Below are 18,024 nucleotides of genomic sequence, written 5' to 3' on the forward strand. Positions count from 1 at the left end.
GGACCGGCCGCCTCCAAGACGAAAGGACTCATCATGGCAGTCAAGGCATATCTGCAGGTCATCATGAAGGTCAACCCCGAGAACCGCGAGGCCGCGGCGAAGGTCTTCTTCGACTATCGCCAGCCGTTCCTGGACACCATCCCCGGCGCACTCACCAAGGAGCTGCTCGTCCGCGACGAGGACGTCCAGGTGATCCACGGCTTCGACAGCATGGAGCACGCGAAGGCGTATCTGGACTCCGAGCTCTTCACCCAGAAGGTCGCCCCCGGCCTCAAGCCCACCTGGGCGGCTGACCCTGACATCCGCTTCTACACCGTAGCGTAAAGCTGGACGGCAACGCCCCGGTCCGCGTCCATGCGAAAGACGCGACCGGGGCTCTTTTTCTCCACAGGGCAGCTCGCGGTCCGAGACCAAGCTTATGAGAGCTGGGCTATGCTAGGTCAACGTATAGGCACTACCTAAAGAGGTCGCGCATGCCGGCTCTTCTCGAAGATTCGCTCAAGCCCGGGATATCGGCCGAGCAAGCGCACAGCCATTGCGTTTGCCGTGGCGCTCAGGCTCTCGCTCGACGAGACGGACGAGCTGCTCTTCAAGGCAGGGTTCGCGCTCTCGAATTCGAGCCCCTTCGACATCATCTGCGCGCACTACATCCGCAACGGAGTCTATGACGTGATGACCATCAACCAGGCGCTCTACGCTTACGACCAGCCGCTCCTTGGGTCATAAGCCCACGCGCTTTGCAAATGTCGCCTGGCAGGCGACCTCTTGTCGACGCTCCTGAAGTTGAATGATGCCGAGGCGGAACTGGCCGCCTCCCAACCGAGGGGAGCACCATGAACGAGAACCTGACTGAGCTGGCGTTCGTGCTCGACCGCAGCGGATCGATGTCCGGGCTCGAGGCCGACACCATTGGCGGCTACAACTCGCTGCTCAGGACGCAGAAAGCGGCGCCAGGAAGGGCAATCGTCTCGACTGTCCTGTTCGACCACGAGGTCGAATGGCTTCACGACCGAATGGACATCCAGAAGGTTCGTCCGATCACCCAGAAAGACTACTGGGTCCGCGGCTCGACGGCTCTGCTCGATGCCGTAGGCGAGACGATCGAGCGCATCGACCTTGCCCACCGCTACGCCCGCAGCGAGGACGTCCCCGCCCGCACGATGGTCGTCGTGACGACTGACGGCCTCGAGAACGCGAGCCGCCGCTTCGCCCTTGGCCAGGTGAAGGAGATGATTCACGCCCATGAGCGCGCAGGCTGGGAGTTCATCTTCCTTGGAGCGAACATCGACGCCGTCGACGTGGGAAGCTCTATGGGATTTGCGCCCCAGAGGTCGGTCGACTACATGAGCGATTCGTGCGGGTCAGCGCGCGCCTTTGACGGAATCGCCATGGCCGCAATGTCTTTTCGCGAGGACGGAGAGGTCGCAGAGGATTGGCGCGTAGGCATCGACGAGGACTATGAGCGCCGCGGGAACAAAAACTAGGCGCAGGTAAGCAAAATGGCGGCCATGGAGAACAAAGGCTCCATGGCCGCCACGTGAGGAGGGGCAAAAAAGGGACACACCAAATTCTGTATTAGGAGAGCTGGGCTCCAAACTGGTAGAGAGCCTTCTGCATGGAAGGAGAGCTGGCCTCTCCCGTCGTCGCCTCAAAGACGCCCATGTCCTTGCATCCGAAGTATCCTTGCACGTAACCGTGATAGATCGTCTCGGCGGCGTCGTAGACGCCATGGGCGCCGGAGCAGAGGAAAAGCGCCGTCTTCGAGCAGCGCCTCGGGATGCCGAGCGCATACGTGCGATGCAGGGCGCAAGCAAGCTGTCCGGAAATCGAGCCGTAGTAGATCGGCGACGCCATCACGAGCATGTCCATCTTGTTCCACTCGTCATAGACGGCGCCCATGTCGTCCTTCTGCGCGCACGCCCCGTTGCCCTTGGTGTGGCAGTACTCGCAGGCGCGGCAGCCCGCGATGTTCATGTCGGCGACGTCGAACACCCTGACCTCATGACCCGCGGACTGCGCGCCCTCGGCGAAGGCCTTCACCATCGCACGGGTGCCGCCGTTCTTCCTCGGCGAGCCGCTCAGCACGACAATCCTCATCTCTACTCCCCCTCCACGCGTTCGATGACGAGGTCATAGCCACCCGAGAGCTCCTGCATCCGCGGCAGGTCCTCGGGGACGATCTTACCCATCACGACCTGGTCGCCATAGCGCTCGGAGCCCTTCTCGCCGTCATACAGCACGGCCAGCCATCCGCCGCCAGGGTTGTAGTTGACGTCGCCGTTGGTCCATCCGTTATGGACCTGCTCCTGCTCGTAGGGAAGCGAGAAGGGCATGCGACCGCAGAAGTCCACGCCTGTCCCGCTCACATGAACGGTCAGCGGGAGGTGGGACGAGAAGGCGTGGGCGGTCTCTGTATCGTTGAGCTGTGCGAGGACGTCCGCATCCCCAAACTTAAGACGAATCTTGTCTGCCATCATTGGCTCCTATCTCAACGTAATCTCGACGCTGCCCGTGCCGACGGCTTCCTCGAGCCCGCTTGCGTCGTCGAGCGACCCAACAAACTTGTAGCTGTATCCAGCGTTCGCATGATTCTTGTAGAACAAAACGATGCAGCTGCCGGAGTAGATCCAGATTTCGCCGGCATGCAGCTCGCTTGGCACCTCTTCCTCACCCGGGAACTCCTGGTCTGTGTAGCAGAACTTCTCGTTCCCCGAGAGCTCGTTCATCTCGAGCGAGAGGGGCAGTTGGCTTGCCAGCTCATCGGCGGCCTCCGTGTCCGCGAAGCTGCCGGTGAACGCGCGCTCCCCGACCTCAAGCTCAAACGTCTTCATGGAGTCCTCCTCTGACGTCGTCGATGTCGTGGTCGTCGTGGCATCTGTCGTTGCATCGGTCTCAGTCATGGTGTCCGTGGCTTCCTCCGTCTGCGACCCGTCCTGCCCGCAGGCGGCAAGCGGAAGGCTTGCCGCCATTGCAGCAGTCGCAAGAAACTCTCGCCTCGTAAGCATTACAGGCTCTCGCGGAAGATCTGCTCGACCTCGTCGGTCGTGAGCTTGTGATAGCCACCGTCGAGGATGATCGTGCCCTTGACCGCCTCCGGGATGAGCTCCTCGGTGAGGCCGAGCTCGCTTGCGTGCTTGACGACGCCGATCTCATCCATCCAGTTGGAGAGCGCCTCAAGGCCTTCCTTGGCCAGCCGCTCATTCGACTTGCCCTCGGGAGAGATGCCCCAGACGTTCGTCGCGAAGCGGGCGAACTTGTCCACGCCATAGGGCATGATCAGGCGGTAGTATGGCAGCGCCACTGCGGAAAGCGTCATGCCGTGCGTCGCGTTGGTGACGGCCCCGATGGCCTGCCCCAGCATGTGGACCTCCCAGTCGGTCGTCTTTCCGCACTCGACGAGGGTATTGAGGGCCCAGGTGCAGACCCAGCTGATGTTGGAGCGCGCCTCGTAGTTGGTGGGCTCCTTCACGGCGATGCGGCTGGCGTGCACCAGCGAGCGCATGAGCCCCTCCGAGATGTAGTCACTCGTGTTGTCGTCGGTTCCGGAGAAGTACTGCTCCTGCAGGTGGTTGAAGGCGTCGAAGATGCCGGCGCGCATCTGGTAGGCAGGCACGGTGAAGGTGAGCTCGGGGTTCACGATTGCGAAGCGCGGAATCACGTTGGCGCCGAAGACGTGCCCGATCTTGAGTCCCTGCTCGTGGTTGGTGATGACCGACCCAGCGTTCATCTCAGAGCCCGTGCCGCTCATGGTTAGCACGTCACCCACAGGGATAATCCTCCCAGTGGGCTGCTCCATGTGCAGGTACAGGTGCTCCCAAGGGTCGCCCTCGGTCCAGGCGGAGACAGAGACACCCTTGGCGTAGTCGATCGTAGAGCCGCCGCCGACGGCCAGAATCAGGTCGACGTCGTTCTCGCGTGCAATCTTGGCGCCTTCGCGGAGCTTCTCCGCGGTGGGGTTGCTCATGACTCCGCCGACCTCGATCACGGTCTTGCCGGCGTCCTCGAGCGCTGCCATGACCTTGTCGTAGACGCCGTTGCGCTTGATGGAGCCGCCGCCATAGGTGAGCATGACCTTCGGTCCGAACTTGGCAAGCTCGCCGGGCAACTCGTCCAGGGCGTTGGGCCCAAAGTGGACGCGGCATGGGTTCTCATAGGTAAAGTCTCCGAGCATTTCGGCTTCCTCTCTGTGTCATGTACCTCGTGTCTTGCTGTAACAGGGTCGCTATCCCAAGTAGGTGCGGAGGAACTGCTCGATCTTGTCGAAGGGGATCTTGTCGGTGTCGTAGAGGTCGGTGTGGTTGGCGCCCGGCACGATCACGAGCTCCTTGTTGTCGCCCTTGAGGAGCTTGAACGCGTCCTCCGAGAAGTAGCGCGAGTGCGCCTTCTCGCCGTGGACCATGAGGACGGCGCTCTCGATTTCGCCGGCATAGCACTGGATGCGATAGTTGAGCAGGCCGAGGTCGGAGGTCACGTTCCAGCCGCCGTTGGAGTTGACCGAGCGCGGGTGGTAGCCGCGGCCCTTGTAGTACTCCACATAGTCCTTGAAGAACTGCGGGGCGTCATCGGGGGCGACGTCGGGAAGGCCGCCCGAGCGAGCGTAGGAGCCCGCCTTGTAGTCGGCGATACGCTGGGCGTTGAGCGCTACCTTCTTCTGGTGGCGCTGCTCGGCGCTGTCCTCGGAGTCGAAGTAGCCATTGGCGGTGACACGGGTCATGTCGTACATCGTTGAGGTCACCGTGGCCTTCACGCGCGTGTCAAGCGCGGCGGCGTTCAGCGCCATGCCGCCCCAGCCGCAGATGCCCACAATGCCAATCCGCTCGGGGTCCACGTCGTCGCGGCAGCTCAGGTAGTCGACCGCGGCCTGGAAGTCCTCAGTGGCCACGTCTGCCGACGCCACGTTGCGGACCGCGCCGCCAGACTCACCGGTGAACGAGGGGTCGAAGGCAATGGCAAGGAAGCCGCGCTCCGCGAGCGTCTGCGCGTAGAGCCCGGACGACTGCTCCTTCACGGCGCCGAACGGGCCGGACACCGCAACCGCGGCGAGGGTGCCCTTGGCGTCCTTCGGCTTGTAGAGGTCGGCGGCAAGCGTAATTCCGTAGCGGTTGACGAAGGTGACCTTGTCGTGGTCGACCTTGTCGGACTTCGCAAACTTCTTGTCCCACTCCTGGGTGAGGTTGAGGTTCTCGGTCTTGAACATGCGTTTTCTCCTTTGCTTTGCGCGCCAGCCGGCATCGCCGTCAGTGGCGCTCTCCTTTCGTCTGCATCTATATTCGCTCGGGTTTGCTACCATTACCAATGCTTACTTTTAAAGAGTTTCTATGCTTACAAGGCATGGTTTGGAGGGACCAATGGAGCTCAGGACGCTTCGCTACTTCGTGGCGCTCGTGGACGAGGGGACGGTGACTGGCGCCGCCAAGGCGCTGCACGTAACGCAGCCTACGCTGTCCCGGCAGCTCGCACAGCTGGAGCGCGAGATGGGCCGGCCCCTCTTTGAGCGCGGCCACGCGGGCATCGAGCTCACCGAGGCAGGCGTCACGCTCAACCGCCACGCCCGCCGCATCCTCGAGCTCGCAGAGAAGGCGGAGGAGGAGGTCGCGGCACCAACCAGCGCAGTCTCGGGCGTCGTGCACATCGGAGCCGGCGAGACCAAGGCGATAGCCCTTCTCGCCCGCGCCATGGAGAGGACCCGCAAGCGCTATCCCAGCGTCACCTTCGACGTGCATGACGGGACGGCCGACGCGCTCATGGATGACTTCCTTCACGGATACTTTGACGTCCTTCTGGAATGCGACACCCAGCCCCACTCCGACCTCAACGTGCTCGAGCTTCCCGTGGGCGACGTCTGGGGCGTCTACGTAAAGGAGGACTCCCCGCTGGCAAGGCTCGACGTCGTGACCGCCGACGACCTTGTCGGCACGCCCGTGATTCTGTCAAGTCAGGGGAACCATCGCACCTTTGGGGCATGGGCGGGCGAGAGGCTTTCCCAGATGGACGTTGCGGCAACCTACAGCCTGCCGCTCAACGCACGCTTCCTAGCCGAGGAGGGCATGGGCGCGCTCGTGAGCTACGGCGGGCTCGTGGACGACCGCGACCGCAGCTCGCTCGTGTTCAGGGAGCTCTCCCCTAGGCTCGAGGCGAAGCACGGCGTGCTCTGGAGAAAGGTCCGCCCCACGCGCCAGACGCAGGCGTTCCTCGACGAGCTCAAGGCTGTTGTCCAAGGGACGGATCGCCTTTAAAGCTCCGGGTCGCGTCCTTTCGCCGGCACTCGCAAACCAAAACAGTAAAAAACAGTAAAAGTCTGCTAAAACAGTAAAAGACAGTAAAGGTTATTCCAAACAGTAAAGGACAGTAAAGAATGGACAAGAACCCCTATTCCTTGTCATTCGGAAAAGCCCCATCTCAGCTCATATCGCGCATCGCTCCGCGTGATGAGATAGTCCAAACGTTCACTGCAGAAGAGCCATCGCAGCAGATATATGTCATCACTGGCGTCCGAGGGGTCGGAAAGACGGTGTTTCTCACCGAAATCGCTAGTCGTCTCAGAAAAAGAGACGACTGGATTGTCGTTGAGCTTAACCCCAACAGAGACCTTCTCACGTCTCTGGCAGCCAAGCTGGCCAGCGTGAACTCTCTTGCACAACTATTCAAGCAAGCAGAGATCAACCTCTCATTCTTCGGGTTCGGGCTTAAGGTCAGCGGCACAGCGCCGATAACGGACATAGAAACCGCCCTCACGCGCATGCTCGAGAGCTTGGACAAGCACGGCAAACGGGTGCTCGTGGAGATCGATGAGGTTTCGAACACCCAGACGATGCGTGAGTTTGCCGGCTCCTTCCAGATATTCATGCGGCAGAACCTCCCGATATTCCTCCTTGTCACCGGCCTTTACGAGAACGTGCGTGAGCTGCAGAACACCAAGAACCTCACGTTTCTCTATCGCGCGCCGAAAATCGAGCTGAACCCGTTGAACCTCAATGCCATTGCCGCCAACTACCAGGAGACCTTCGGCCTCGGCAGCGAGGAGGCGCACGAGATGGCAGCCCTCACCAAGGGCTACTCCTATGCGTTCCAGGTCCTGGGCTACCTGGCTTGGAACGCCTCGGGAAGATGGCGCGATGTAATCGGTGACTACAGGCAGTATCTCGAGGAGTACTCCTACGAGAAAATCTGGTCCGAGCTCTCAAAGAGGGACAAGGACGTTGCCCGCGCTATCGCCGCGTCTCCCGATGGAAGGATTCTGGGCATCAGAGAGACCTTGGGCATGACGACAGACCAGTTCAACCCCTATCGGATGCGACTGATAAAAAAGGGAATCGTCAACGGTACTACTCGAGGCTACCTGCGCTTTACGCTGCCGTTCTTTGGTGAGTTCGCGCTCGCACAGTGGGAATGAGCGCCAGACGCAGGCGTTCCTCGACGAGTTCAAGGGCGTAGTCGAGGGTGCCGGCACCCACTGACGAGCACGGCTCGCGCTGCATGACATGCCCCTTCGGCGGCAGCGAGATGCCGCATGACAAACACGCAAGGAGGACGTATGACCCAAACACAAGAGGGCACCTCACACGACATGCCAATACCTCTCATCGCCCTCATAGTGGCAGCGACCCTCCTCGCCCTCTTCGGGGGTCTTCTCTTCGACGGGCTAGCGCTCTTCTGGTGCCGTCTTGTGACCTCGGGGATACTAGTCGCATACCTTGCGCCCTATGCAATGAGGAGCATCCGTCAGGCGAGGACGCCCAAGCAGGGCGGAAATGCCGACGAACAGGACGCCCGCTCAGGAAGCGGCACAGTCAGGAGGCGCATTGCCAACGTAGGGGAAGCTATTCTCCAAACGCTCGTCGTGGTCGTTGCTGCATACACCTGCGTCATGTGCTGCATGGACCTGCTACGGCTCTCCTCCCCGGAGGTCGCGCACCTCTCTGGTGTTAGCTGCGGAATGGGAAGGCGCGGAGCCATAATCACGCTCAGCGGAACCGACGTCGGCACGGGCGAGGAGGTCGGCTTCTGGGCGTCGAGACGCAACATGCAGGCATACGACGAATCCCGCGAGGACGCCGGCACGTACGCGCAGGTCATTGCCACCGTTGAGTACCTTCCCAGCTCGCGCGTGGTGGTCAGCGCGGACTTCTACTCCTATGAGATTCCGGAATCGTTCGACCTGTCCGGATCGGACTACTCAGGCCTCGCTTACGGCTATGAGGTGATAAGGGACCTGCTGGACTCCTCGAGCTGACCCCGTAGGCGCAGGGGCACGCGCAAAGAGACGCTCTACGCCACGTCGTCGCGCGACCCCGCCATAGCAAGGTAGTAGCTCACCACGGTCGCGGGGTCTGTGACCATGCCTTCGCGGACCCACAGGCGCACGAGCTCGGCGAACGAGCTCACATAGAACGCCTCCGCGTACTCGCGCGGCACGCCAGCGGGAGCAAGCTCGTCCACGCAGGAGAGCTCGCTGCGCAGGCAATCGCAGAAGTAGCCCATGAAGAGGTCTCCGCTCTCCCCTGCTATGAGTCCCGTCATGTCCGACCTGCGGTCGCGGAGGTGGCAGAGCAGGTGCGTGAGGTGCGAGCGCAGGTCGGCTGGCTTGTCCGAGAAGTCATGCGTCGCCTCGCCGTGGTCCTGCTCGCCGAACACGTGGTCGAAGATGTCGGCGCACATCGCCTCGAGCAGCGCGTCCTTGGTGGGAAAGTGGGCGTAGAACGTGGTGCGGCCAACGTCCGCCCTATCAATGATCTCCTGCACCGTGATCGAGCTGAAGCTCTTCTCGGCCAGAAGCTCGCTGAATGCGGAGAAGATTGCCTCGCGTGACTTGCGCTGCCTGCGATCCATGCTGGCTCCCGTACAAATTGGCCCCGATGTTCGGTAACGGACGAAACAGCTTTGTCGTCCATTGCCGCGACGCCGTCTCCCCAATAAGCTCATGTTACAGAACATTTTGTTCGCTATCAAACGGTTGAGCGGCAGTCGGCATGGAGGGGCAAAGCCATGGCAAAGATCCGCGAGAAGATCCGTGGGATCGTGTCGGACGAGGCGAAGTTTCGCATCGTGCGAATGGTGATTTCTGCCATTGCCCTAGTGGTGAGCCTTGGCAGGTGGGCGACGCTGCCGTTTGGGCTGGACATGGCCTGGATTGCGATTGCCCTGTGCGGGGTGCCCATCGTGGTGGGCGCCGTCAAGGCCGTGGTGACTGAGCACGACATCACCGCAGACGTGCTCGTCTCGCTGGCGCTCGTGGGCTCGCTTATCGCCAACGAGTACTTCGCCGCGGGCGAGGTCGCCCTGATAATGGAAATCGGCTCCGCGCTGGAGGACTACACCGCAGCCAAGGCGAAAAGCGGCATTAGCAAGCTTGTGGAGATGCTACCGCGCCAGGCGCGCGTGCGCCGCGACGGGCACGAGCTCGTCGTGGGCGCGGAGGAGGTTCGCGTGGGCGACACGGTAGTCGTGCACGCAGGAGAGACCATTCCCGTGGACGGCAAGATCACACGGGGCGAGACCTCGGTGGACCAGTCAGCCATGACCGGAGAGTCACTGCCGGTAGACAAGGGCGTGGGCGACCAAGTTGTGAGCGGCACCATAAACGGCATGGGCGTCTTCGAGTACCGCGCAACCGCCGAGGAGCGCGACAGCTCGCTTCAGCGGATGGTTCGCCTGGCCGAGGAGGCCGAGAAGAGCAAGGCGCCCATAGTCTCTCTGGCGGACAAGTGGGCGGCCTGGCTCGTGATTGCCGCAGCGACGGCGGCCCTGGTGACGTTTTGTGTGAACTGGGCAGTGCTGGGCGACACGTCCGCGGCGTTTCTGCGGGCAGTGACGGTGCTCGTGGTGGTCTGCCCCTGCGCCTTCGTGCTGGCAACCCCCACGGCGGTCATGGCGGGCATCGGAAACGCCACGCGCTACGGAATCATCGTGAAGTCAGGAGAGGCGCTGCAGCGCTTTGGGGCGATCGACCTTATCGCCTTTGACAAGACCGGCACTCTCACACAGGGGGCGCTCAAGGTGAGCGCCGTCGAGTCGCTCGCGCCAGAGCTCGGGAGCGACGACGTGCTTCGGTTTGCCGCCGCAGCGGAATCGGGCTCCGAGCACCCCATCGGGCGCGCCATCGCAAGCGAGTGCGCACGCCGCGACCTCCAAGTGCCCGCGGCGTCGGGGTTCCGCGTGCTTGCGGGCAGAGGCATCGCGGCCACCTGCGACGGGCACGAGGTCCTGGTGGGCAAGCCGGACCTGCTAGCTGCGGAGGGAGTCAACCTTGAGCCCACAGCGAGCGCATGGAGAGAAGGCCGCGGCGAGACAATAGTTCTTCTCGCCATGGACGGGCAAGCCGTGGGGCGCATCGCGCTTGCCGACATGCTGCGACCGGAAGTCCCGACTGCGATGAAGAGCCTACAGACCGAGGGCGTCAAAACCGTGCTTCTGACGGGCGACGCCGAGGTGCCCGCGCGCGAGCTGGCGCGCCAGGCGGGCGTGAGCGAGCACATAAGCGAGATGCTCCCCGAGGACAAGCAGGCGCAAATCAAGCACTACCAGCAGGAGGGAAACAAGGTCTGCATGATTGGCGACGGCGTCAACGACGCCCTTGCCCTCGCGACCGCTGACGCCGCCATCGCCATGGGCGGCATCGGCTCGGACGTTGCCATCGAGTCCTCCGACGCGGTGCTGGTGAAAGACGACATCTCGCGCGTGCCCTACCTCATTGACCTCTCGCGCCGCACGCTGGCCAAGATTCGGCAGAACATCATCATCTCGCTCTGCATCAATGCCGTCGCAACGGCCCTTGCGGCGACGGGCGTGCTTGACCCCGTGATCGGGGCTCTCGTTCACAACGCGGGGTCCGTCTTCGTGGTGCTGAACTCGCTCTTCCTGCTCCGTGGAGGCAAGGACTAGACGTCGTCCCCACTCGGATGGCGCGCTTCGACCGCAGACGATGCCATGGGCTGCTTCTCGTGAGGCGGCTTAGGCAGCCGAATCGGCGGATTGGTGGCGAAACTCAAACCACGATGGTGCCCAGAAGCATGACTTGCGCAGCTTAGAGGAACGGCACCCCCATAAGGTCGGAAACGTAGATGACGATCATCATCGCGAAGATCGCCGAGCTAAAGCCGGCGATCACCACATACACTGGCAGCGGCATGGCCCACGACCATCTCCTGCGGTGGTGCCTTTGAAGAGAACGGCGCAGCCACCGGAAGAGCTCGTAGAACGCAACCGTAAGGACCATGGTCGCCACGCCGTACACAACGGGTAGGTATCTGACAAACCAACGCCACTCCAGCCAGAGCGCGACCGCCGCGAGCAGCGTCCCCCACGGGTTGCTCAACGGGGGCGGATCCGTGACCGGCGTCTCCCAATCGTCATCCTTCGCCACGACAACTTCCCTTTCGGTTCAGGCAAGTATCAGAGATAATTCACTAGCGATTTTACGCGACGTTCGTTAGCGATTCTGCGCGGCATGCAGATGGCGGCGGGCTCGCAGAGTGGAGAGCCCCCACTGCCATGGGAGATAATCAAACGGCATTCTCTCGATGTTTCCGCGCGTCGTTCCGTAAATGGTCAGGAGGCATTGCCCGCACAGGCAGCCCGCGCTGCTGCAAGCGCGACTCGCGCATCGCGGTGGACGAGGCCACGCGGACCTTCAACAATGACTTCGGCTGCAACCTTTCCATGCCAGATCGGACTCCCATCTGCCGCTCGATGGAAGCCAACTCCGTCTGAATGGGAGCGGCATACCCCTATAACCCGGAGCACCAAGGACTTTAGGCAAGCTCCCGCGACCTTGCGGAGGGGACGCCATAGCGCAGCCACACGCAATCGCCCTCGCAGCGCTGCACGTCAAGAAGGTCGAACGCCACCGGCGTGTCATCCGAGAGGCCGGGCTTCTCCATAAAAAGCGTCTGGGTCTTGGTAGAGCCATCCGCTGCCGGCGAGATCACGACGCTGACCTCGTCGCAAAGCCCTGCCTGAATAAAGGACCAGTTGAGCGCCGCGCCTCCGCCAAGCATGAGGGTGTCGCATCCAAAGAGGTCGGCCATCTTCTGGAGCATCAGCTCCATGTCGAGGCGCTTCTCCCCACACACGATGTATGAGATGCCAAGGCGACGCAGGAACGCCTTGTAGGAGTTGGAGGCTTGCTCGGTCAGGACCTCAACGACGTCGGCCACCGTGTCGTGGTAGCGCAGGACGTGGCTCTCCCAGCCCAAGACGCCGCGCGGGTCGACCGATATGTAGTACATGCCAGTCTTGCGCGCCACGTAGTCGCCTTCGGGAACGGGCGCCGCATTGGGGTCCAGATTGGGCTTGCGATGGTTGGTGAAGTTATCGTCTGTGGTCACGCGGCCAGAGATCCATCCCTGGTGATGGTAGTAGGGATTCTCGCCAAAGGCGATGCGGTAGAAGGGGTTGCCGCCATGGTCGAGCGACATGTAGCGCCCCATAATCTTGCCATCGAGCGACGTGCCCATGTGGCAGAAGACGAACGGTCTTTCAGACATTTTTCCTCCCGTGTTCCAATGAGCGGCGTTCCCGCTATTTCTGTGCGTCGTAGTCTGGGTGCTCTACGTTGAGGAACATCGCGGCGTGTTGCTCCTCGGTAACTCCCTCGAGGTTGTCGGCGAAGTAGCTGCGGTCGGTGTCCAATGCGCGAATCGCGCTCATCTCTTCGTCCGTCAGCGAGAAGTCAAAGATGTCGAGGTTTGCCTTGATGTGCTCGGGGTTGGTGGACTTGGGCAGCGGGATGAAGCCTTCCTGCACGTGCCAGCGCAGGATCACCTGCGCCACGGACTTGCCGTGCGACGCCGCAATGTCCTTCAGCGCAGGCTCCGCAAAGAGTCTTGCGTCTCCATGGCCCACCGGGTAGTAGCACTCGACCTGCACGTCCTTCTCGGCAAGGATCGCCCGAATGGCATGCTCCTGGAAGTAGGGATGGCATTCGATCTGGTCCACCGCAGGCATGATGCGCGCATGCTCGTAGATGTCGCGGATCTGGGGCTCCTCGAAGTTGGAGAAGCCAATGGAGCGGACCTTGCCAGCGTCGAGCGCCTCTTCCATCGCACGCCAGGCGCCCAGGTAGTCTCCGAATCGGATGTGCAGGAGGAGCAGGTCGACGTAGTCGGTGCCAAGGCGCGCGAGTGTTGAGTCGATAGCGGCCGCTGTCTTCTCGTAGCCGAAGTCGATGGGCATGATCTTGGTCGTGAGGAAGATCTCGCTGCGGTCCAGCCCGCTCGCGCGCATCGCGCGACCGACGGCCCGCTCGTTCATGTAGGCATTCGCCGTATCGATAAGCCGATATCCCGCAGCAAGGGCGTCGGTCGTCGCCTTCTCGCACTCGTCAGGCTCCATCATGAAGACGCCGAAGCCTATTGGCGGGATCTTGTTCCCATCGTTGAGCGTCCTCCACGTGCTTTTGTCGGTCATAAAAAGCTCCCCTCTTGTATTGGGCGTGTGTCCAGGCTTGTCGTTATGGATTGCGGCGCGGCGGGTTGACGATTGTCCAGCCGCCGCCCGTGCGGGCGAACCAGTGGGTGACCCTCATGGGAAAGACGCCAGAGGCGCCATAAGCCCTTGCGTCGAGCACTGCAACAAACTCGAGCGACGCCTCGTCGCCGTCGACGCGTACCGTCGGGTTCCTAATTTCCACGTGGCGGTACGAGAGGCGTCCGGACTTGACGTCGGCAAAGTACTGCTCCCTCGTCTGGCGCATGCCGCTCATGTGCGTGAACATGAGGTCGGGAGCCGTAAGCCCCCGCATGGCGTCGAGATTTGCGTCCACCATCGCCTGGGAGTAGCTCGCCTCGGCCAAGATGACGTCGCGCTCGTCTTGGGTAAGCGCTTTGGGATTGACGCCCGTCACCTCGACGTCCGGATAACCCGCGAGCGAACCAGCGCCTACTCCATTGCCCATGAAGAGACCTTCTCCCTGGAGCCAGCCGCCTGCGAGCCGGTTATGCTAAGGGCATTCCCCACCTTGGCTTTTCTCGCAATCCTCTTGATCTGACGCACGGTTCCTGAGAGTCCGCTGCCTTCGCTCGTGCAGAACGGCCGCAGCGTCTTCCCAGACCAGTCCATTGCCTCCAGGAAGGTGACGACAGGCATCGGCAGGGAGCCCCACCAGTTGGGATATCCAAGGTAGACCGTGTCGTATGCGTCCCAGTCCGTCGGAAGCCCTACGAGCTCCGGGCGCTTCCCCAGCCTCTGCTCGCGCTGGGCAAAGCGGATGAGGTCCATATGGTCCTCGGGATAAGACTGAACCATCTCAAGCCGAAAGAGATCGGCTCCCGTTGCCTCTGCGATGTACTCGGCAACGATCTGGGTGTTGCCCTTCTCCTGGTTGACGATGGTCATGTTCGGTCCGATGGTCTGGCCCGAGATTGAGAAGTAGACCACGATGGCTCTTTGATTCGACACGTCCGCGTGCCCTCCAAACAAATCTACCGCTGTCCCTTAACGGAACGACAGTTGCTTTTCTCTGTTCAATGAGAGAATACTTTGGGGAGACAGGCAAAACCATGGACGGGACTCGGGGGCTGGTTTCCTATGCCACGCTCTCGAAAAAGCGGTTGCTTTTCTTTCTTGGAGGGGAGCCATGAAGCTCACAGGCAACGAGGACCTGAGGGTGCAGAAGACGGTCGAGGCAATCCGCACAACCTACGAGCAGTTGCTCATGGAGCGTGGCACAGGCCGCATCACCGTGACGGAGCTCTGCGAGATTGCACGCATCAACAAGAAGACCTTCTACCGCTACTACTCCTCGCTTGAGGAGCTTGCGGCCGAGCTCCAGCAGGAGGCAGTCGACGAGTACCTCGATCGCATTCGCGACCTCAGGATTCCCGAGGATGTCCCCGAGATTACGTCGACGTTCTTCCACTACCTTGAGGAGAAGGGGCCGCTCATGCAGGCAATCACCACCCAGCCCCGGTTTGACTCGATGCAGCAGCCCATGGAGGAGGACGTTATGGGGCAGCACGACGGCTCGTCCGCCGATGACCCGCTGCGCCGCACCATGGTCACCTTTGTGACGTCGGCCACCATGGGGGTGTATCGCGACTGGGTTGCTCATGGCAGAGACCTGCCGCTCGATACTGTGATTGCCGCCACGACGGAGCTGCTTACCAAGGGCACGGACGCTTTCATGCACGCACGTGGGCGGCGCTAGGCGGCGGGGCGTCTGTGGGCATAGAAGCACCACGCCCTACTGAAACTGGTATGAGCGATATGCCGGGGCAAACGATCCGGCGCGAAAGATTGCGGCCTCGCCTGTCGTCGTGTCGGCAGCGCACATGTAGGCCTCTGCCACCCCGGGCCTGATTGCGATGTGCGTCGACTTGTTGAACCGACGCTGGTCGCGGCCGGGTATCAGGTACTGCCCGATGGCGATGCAGTCGCGGTCGAGCACGAGGAAGCGCGCCTGCCCGCACATCGAGACGTAGAGGTTCTCGTCTGCATCGATAACGGTTGAGTCAGGACCTTCGTAGCCCAAGAAGTGGTACGGCGTCCAGCAACCGATTGGCTCAACGGTGTAGCGGTCCGGAGCGAGGGCAATCCAGTGCAGAGCGCTCGTGCCATACTCCGTCACCAGCAGGTGTCGCTCGTCGAGCGAGAGCGAGATGCCGTTGGTGGCGCGCATGCCCCCGTCAATCACCCAGTGCGTCGTCCTGTGGTCCGGCTCCACGTAGAGCACGCCGGCGGTCGCATCACACAGGTCGCCGTCGAGCATCGAGAGGTAGAAGCCGCCTTCGCTCGTAAAGACCATGTCATCGAAGGCGTGCCCGTAGCCACGAACGAGCGTGTCGACCACGCGACCATCCTTGGGATCGATCACCGCGACGCAGCTTCCGAAGTCGGAGCCAACGATGGTCGAGAAGAGCATGCCCTCGCGGTCGATCTTGATCGAGCTCGGCATCATATGGTCCGGAAGCTGGCAGAAGAGCCTCACTTCTCGCGCGCGCATGTCCACCTTGAAGATTCGTCCCCGAGGCGGGTTGCACACGTAGAGGTCTCCTGCGCGGTCGAAGCACAGTCCCTCGAGGATGCTGCCCTCGGCAGAGCCGTCCCCGGAGGGGATGTCCACGAACCTCTCCGCCCAGACGGCGGGAACGCCACGCTCTTGGGAGGGAATCCCGAAGCCCCGATGGTCATCCTGATATGTGAGCCCGTCCATCGTTCCTCCTTGGAAAGGACGCGCCTGGCAGCCGCTAATGCCTGCCAAGCGCGTCCTTGATGTTTCCGACAGCGTCCAGCAGCTTAATCAGCGGGCCGAAAGGACATGAACGTTGCCTCCTGCTGCGCCAGCGGCATGTTGAAGAAGCGCTCGCCGCGGTCAAGCGCGCGAATCTGACCCATCTCGTCGTCAGTGAGCTGGAAGTCAAAGATGTCCAGGTTGTCGCGGATGTGGTCTGCCTTGGTGGAACGCGGGAAGATGATCGTGCCCTCCTGGATGTGCCAGCGGAGGATCACCTGAGCGCTGCTCTTGCCGTACTTCTCGCCCAACTTGGCAAAGAGGGGCTCCCTCATGAGGCCTGCGTTGCCGTGACCCAGCGGGTACCACGCCTCGAGCTTGGTGCCATAGGGCGCGATGCGGCGCTTGAGCTCGTTCTGCTGGAAGTACGGATGGCACTCCACCTGGAGCACGGACGGCTTGATGGTTGCTGCCTCGCAGAGCTCCTCAAGACGCTCGCTCTCAAAGTTGGAGATGCCGATGGAGCGGACCTTGCCAGCCTTGACGGCGGCCTCCATCTCCTTCCAGGCGCCAAGGTAGTCGCCAATCTGCTGGTGCAGGAGAAGCAGGTCAATGTGGTCGGTGCCCAGGCGACCGAGCATCTTGTCAATCTCTGCCGTAGTCTTGCCACCGCCGTACTCCGTCGGCCACAGCTTGGTGGTGATCCACACCTGGTCGCGGTCGATGCCAGAGTCCTTCACGGCGCGCCCGACGCTGCGCTCGTTCTGGTACGCGTGCGCGGTGTCGATGTGGCGGTACCCGAGCTTGAGCGCATTGGTCACAGCGTCGTAGGTCGGCTTGCCGTCGGGCACCTCGTACACGCCGATGCCCATCTGGGGAATCTTGTTGCCATCGTTCAGGGTCACGTACGTCTGGTCTGCCATTGTCGTTCCTCTCTTCTGGGTTTCCTCTTGCGCTTCCTGGTTTCCTAGTGCTCGATCTCGCGGAGCACGCGGGCGGGGTTTCCTGCCACCACGGTGTAGGGCGCAACGTCATGCGTCACCACCGAGCAACCTGCCACCACGGCGCCCTCGCCGACGGAGATGCCGGGGAGAATCGTTGCTCGCGCGCCAATCCACACGTTACGGCCAATGTGGACGGGCTTGGCAATCAGATGTCTGTGGTTTGCCAGCTCGTGGTTCACGGTAAGGATGGCCACCTCGGGACCAAGCATGGTCCCGTCCTCGATGGTCACGCCTCCAAGGGACATGACCTCGAGACCGTTGTTGATAAAGACGTTGCGACCGAGGTGGACGTTGCGACCGTTGTCAATCTGGAACGGGGGCACGATGTTGCTGCGCTCCTTCAGCGGCTGGCCAAGCAGCTCGCCCGTAAGCTCGCCAACCTTTGGGTCGTGCGGATCAAGCTGGTTGATCGCATGGCAGAGGCTGCCGCTGCGCGCCATCTCGTTGATGCTTTCTTGCATGCCCTCTCGGTCATCCATGTCGTAGAGGGTTTCGCTGTCACTCATGCTGCACCTTTTCCATCCGTCGATTCTTTTCACTGCTATGGTGCGGCTCGGCAGCAAGCATTGCCATGGGCGGTTTTTTCCGTCAGGTGGCTTAGGCAACCAAATCCGAAAGTTGGTAGCAAAACACGGCGCTCCGCATGACTGTAGGGTCGTCAATATGCGCAAAACCGGCGAAAGGCAGTCACCGAGTGGCGTCCCGCCTGAGTCAATGCAACTTTCTGGAGCGCCAGTTGCAGTTGAGCAAGTTATGTATAGGTTTCTAGATCAGGGAGCTCGCTAGGACCTCAATCGCTGCAGAAAAAAGCCAGTTGAAGGTCTTCCTAAGCTCCTTAGGAATGTTAAGGAC

General features: G+C 61.7%; 23 protein-coding genes. 9 read left to right on the forward strand and 14 right to left on the reverse strand.

The features are described from left to right. Positions 1–33: 33 nt before the first annotated feature. From ACOYJL_RS06465 to ACOYJL_RS06475, 3 genes are all read left to right on the forward strand, one after another. Positions 34–324: an antibiotic biosynthesis monooxygenase family protein gene (locus ACOYJL_RS06465; RefSeq protein WP_433569403.1), complete on the forward strand. Its 291-nt coding sequence runs from the start codon at positions 34–36 to the stop codon at positions 322–324. Positions 325–546: 222 nt separating this feature from the next. Continuing rightward, positions 547–726: a hypothetical protein gene (locus ACOYJL_RS06470; protein WP_433569404.1), complete on the forward strand. Its 180-nt coding sequence runs from the start codon at positions 547–549 to the stop codon at positions 724–726. A 107-nt stretch (positions 727–833) separates the two neighbouring features. Beyond that, on the forward strand, positions 834–1,484 hold the full coding sequence (locus ACOYJL_RS06475; protein ID WP_433569405.1) for a vWA domain-containing protein: 651 nt from the start codon (positions 834–836) through the stop codon (positions 1,482–1,484). A 91-nt stretch (positions 1,485–1,575) separates the two neighbouring features. On the opposite strand, the gene ACOYJL_RS06480 is transcribed toward ACOYJL_RS06475, so the two are convergent. From ACOYJL_RS06480 to ACOYJL_RS06500, 5 genes are read right to left on the reverse strand one after another with little or no spacing between them, the layout of a single operon-like run. Continuing rightward, the gene (locus ACOYJL_RS06480; RefSeq protein WP_433569406.1) at positions 1,576–2,097 is read right to left on the reverse strand and encodes a flavodoxin family protein; all 522 of its coding nucleotides are present in this window, start codon (positions 2,095–2,097) and stop codon (positions 1,576–1,578) included. A gap of 2 nt (positions 2,098–2,099) precedes the next feature. After that, complete coding sequence (locus tag ACOYJL_RS06485) at positions 2,100–2,474, reverse strand: cyclophilin-like fold protein (RefSeq protein ID WP_433569407.1); 375 nt, start codon at positions 2,472–2,474, stop codon at positions 2,100–2,102. Between the two features lie 9 nt (positions 2,475–2,483). Further along, on the reverse strand, positions 2,484–3,005 hold the full coding sequence (locus ACOYJL_RS06490) for a cyclophilin-like fold protein (RefSeq protein ID WP_433569408.1): 522 nt from the start codon (positions 3,003–3,005) through the stop codon (positions 2,484–2,486). Next, entirely contained in the window at positions 3,005–4,171 is a 1,167-nt protein-coding gene (locus ACOYJL_RS06495) for an iron-containing alcohol dehydrogenase (protein WP_433569409.1), read from the reverse strand. The genes ACOYJL_RS06490 and ACOYJL_RS06495 overlap by 1 nt, the downstream gene beginning before the upstream one ends. Positions 4,172–4,222: 51 nt before the next feature. Beyond that, a complete protein-coding gene (locus ACOYJL_RS06500) occupies positions 4,223–5,197 on the reverse strand; it encodes an alpha/beta hydrolase (protein ID WP_433569410.1) in 975 nt (324 codons plus the stop codon). Between the two features lie 151 nt (positions 5,198–5,348). Here ACOYJL_RS06500 and ACOYJL_RS06505 point away from each other — a divergent pair, with 151 nt between their 5' ends. The 3 genes from ACOYJL_RS06505 to ACOYJL_RS06515 all read left to right on the forward strand — a co-directional run bounded on the left by ACOYJL_RS06505 (position 5,349) and on the right by ACOYJL_RS06515 (position 8,233). Beyond that, positions 5,349–6,236 (forward strand): LysR family transcriptional regulator, encoded by an 888-nt coding sequence (locus tag ACOYJL_RS06505; protein WP_433569411.1) that lies wholly within the window; start codon positions 5,349–5,351, stop codon positions 6,234–6,236. Positions 6,237–6,355: 119 nt separating this feature from the next. Continuing rightward, complete coding sequence (locus tag ACOYJL_RS06510) at positions 6,356–7,393, forward strand: ATP-binding protein (RefSeq protein ID WP_433569412.1); 1,038 nt, start codon at positions 6,356–6,358, stop codon at positions 7,391–7,393. A 141-nt stretch (positions 7,394–7,534) separates the two neighbouring features. After that, on the forward strand, positions 7,535–8,233 hold the full coding sequence (locus ACOYJL_RS06515; RefSeq protein WP_433569413.1) for a hypothetical protein: 699 nt from the start codon (positions 7,535–7,537) through the stop codon (positions 8,231–8,233). A gap of 35 nt (positions 8,234–8,268) precedes the next feature. On the opposite strand, the gene ACOYJL_RS06520 is transcribed toward ACOYJL_RS06515, so the two are convergent. Then, on the reverse strand, positions 8,269–8,829 hold the full coding sequence (locus tag ACOYJL_RS06520; RefSeq protein WP_433569414.1) for a TetR/AcrR family transcriptional regulator: 561 nt from the start codon (positions 8,827–8,829) through the stop codon (positions 8,269–8,271). 156 nt (positions 8,830–8,985) lie between these two features. Between ACOYJL_RS06520 and ACOYJL_RS06525 the strand changes: the two genes are divergently transcribed. Beyond that, positions 8,986–10,881: a heavy metal translocating P-type ATPase gene (locus ACOYJL_RS06525; RefSeq protein ID WP_433569415.1), complete on the forward strand. Its 1,896-nt coding sequence runs from the start codon at positions 8,986–8,988 to the stop codon at positions 10,879–10,881. 142 nt (positions 10,882–11,023) lie between these two features. Here the strand turns inward: ACOYJL_RS06525 and ACOYJL_RS06530 are convergent, their stop codons facing one another. Beyond that, positions 11,024–11,362: a hypothetical protein gene (locus ACOYJL_RS06530; protein ID WP_433569416.1), complete on the reverse strand. Its 339-nt coding sequence runs from the start codon at positions 11,360–11,362 to the stop codon at positions 11,024–11,026. Between the two features lie 128 nt (positions 11,363–11,490). Between ACOYJL_RS06530 and ACOYJL_RS06535 the strand changes: the two genes are divergently transcribed. After that, complete coding sequence (locus ACOYJL_RS06535; protein WP_433569417.1) at positions 11,491–11,709, forward strand: DUF5714 domain-containing protein; 219 nt, start codon at positions 11,491–11,493, stop codon at positions 11,707–11,709. A 41-nt stretch (positions 11,710–11,750) separates the two neighbouring features. Here the strand turns inward: ACOYJL_RS06535 and ACOYJL_RS06540 are convergent, their stop codons facing one another. The 4 genes from ACOYJL_RS06540 to ACOYJL_RS06555 are packed head-to-tail and all read right to left on the reverse strand — an operon-like array spanning position 11,751 to position 14,397. Beyond that, positions 11,751–12,485, reverse strand: a complete 735-nt coding sequence (locus ACOYJL_RS06540) for a RibD family protein (protein WP_433569418.1) — start codon at positions 12,483–12,485, stop codon at positions 11,751–11,753. Positions 12,486–12,519: 34 nt separating this feature from the next. Continuing rightward, positions 12,520–13,407 (reverse strand): aldo/keto reductase, encoded by an 888-nt coding sequence (locus ACOYJL_RS06545; protein WP_433569419.1) that lies wholly within the window; start codon positions 13,405–13,407, stop codon positions 12,520–12,522. Between the two features lie 43 nt (positions 13,408–13,450). Further along, positions 13,451–13,894 (reverse strand): nuclear transport factor 2 family protein, encoded by a 444-nt coding sequence (locus ACOYJL_RS06550; protein WP_433569420.1) that lies wholly within the window; start codon positions 13,892–13,894, stop codon positions 13,451–13,453. Further along, complete coding sequence (locus tag ACOYJL_RS06555) at positions 13,879–14,397, reverse strand: flavodoxin (protein ID WP_433569421.1); 519 nt, start codon at positions 14,395–14,397, stop codon at positions 13,879–13,881. The genes ACOYJL_RS06550 and ACOYJL_RS06555 overlap by 16 nt, the downstream gene beginning before the upstream one ends. 178 nt (positions 14,398–14,575) lie before the next feature. Between ACOYJL_RS06555 and ACOYJL_RS06560 the strand changes: the two genes are divergently transcribed. Further along, positions 14,576–15,145, forward strand: coding sequence for a TetR/AcrR family transcriptional regulator (locus tag ACOYJL_RS06560; protein WP_433569422.1), 570 nt, complete (start codon positions 14,576–14,578; stop codon positions 15,143–15,145). Positions 15,146–15,181: 36 nt separating this feature from the next. On the opposite strand, the gene ACOYJL_RS06565 is transcribed toward ACOYJL_RS06560, so the two are convergent. The 3 genes from ACOYJL_RS06565 to ACOYJL_RS06575 form a co-directional block, all read right to left on the reverse strand. Then, positions 15,182–16,150, reverse strand: a complete 969-nt coding sequence (locus ACOYJL_RS06565) for an SMP-30/gluconolactonase/LRE family protein (RefSeq protein ID WP_433569423.1) — start codon at positions 16,148–16,150, stop codon at positions 15,182–15,184. A gap of 83 nt (positions 16,151–16,233) precedes the next feature. Further along, positions 16,234–17,091: an aldo/keto reductase gene (locus ACOYJL_RS06570; RefSeq protein ID WP_433569424.1), complete on the reverse strand. Its 858-nt coding sequence runs from the start codon at positions 17,089–17,091 to the stop codon at positions 16,234–16,236. Between the two features lie 44 nt (positions 17,092–17,135). After that, positions 17,136–17,678, reverse strand: a complete 543-nt coding sequence (locus ACOYJL_RS06575; RefSeq protein ID WP_433569425.1) for a DapH/DapD/GlmU-related protein — start codon at positions 17,676–17,678, stop codon at positions 17,136–17,138. Between the last annotated feature and the right edge of the window lie 346 nt (positions 17,679–18,024).

The organism is Tractidigestivibacter sp. (genome assembly GCF_050946515.1).
GTDB lineage: Bacteria > Actinomycetota > Coriobacteriia > Coriobacteriales > Atopobiaceae > Tractidigestivibacter.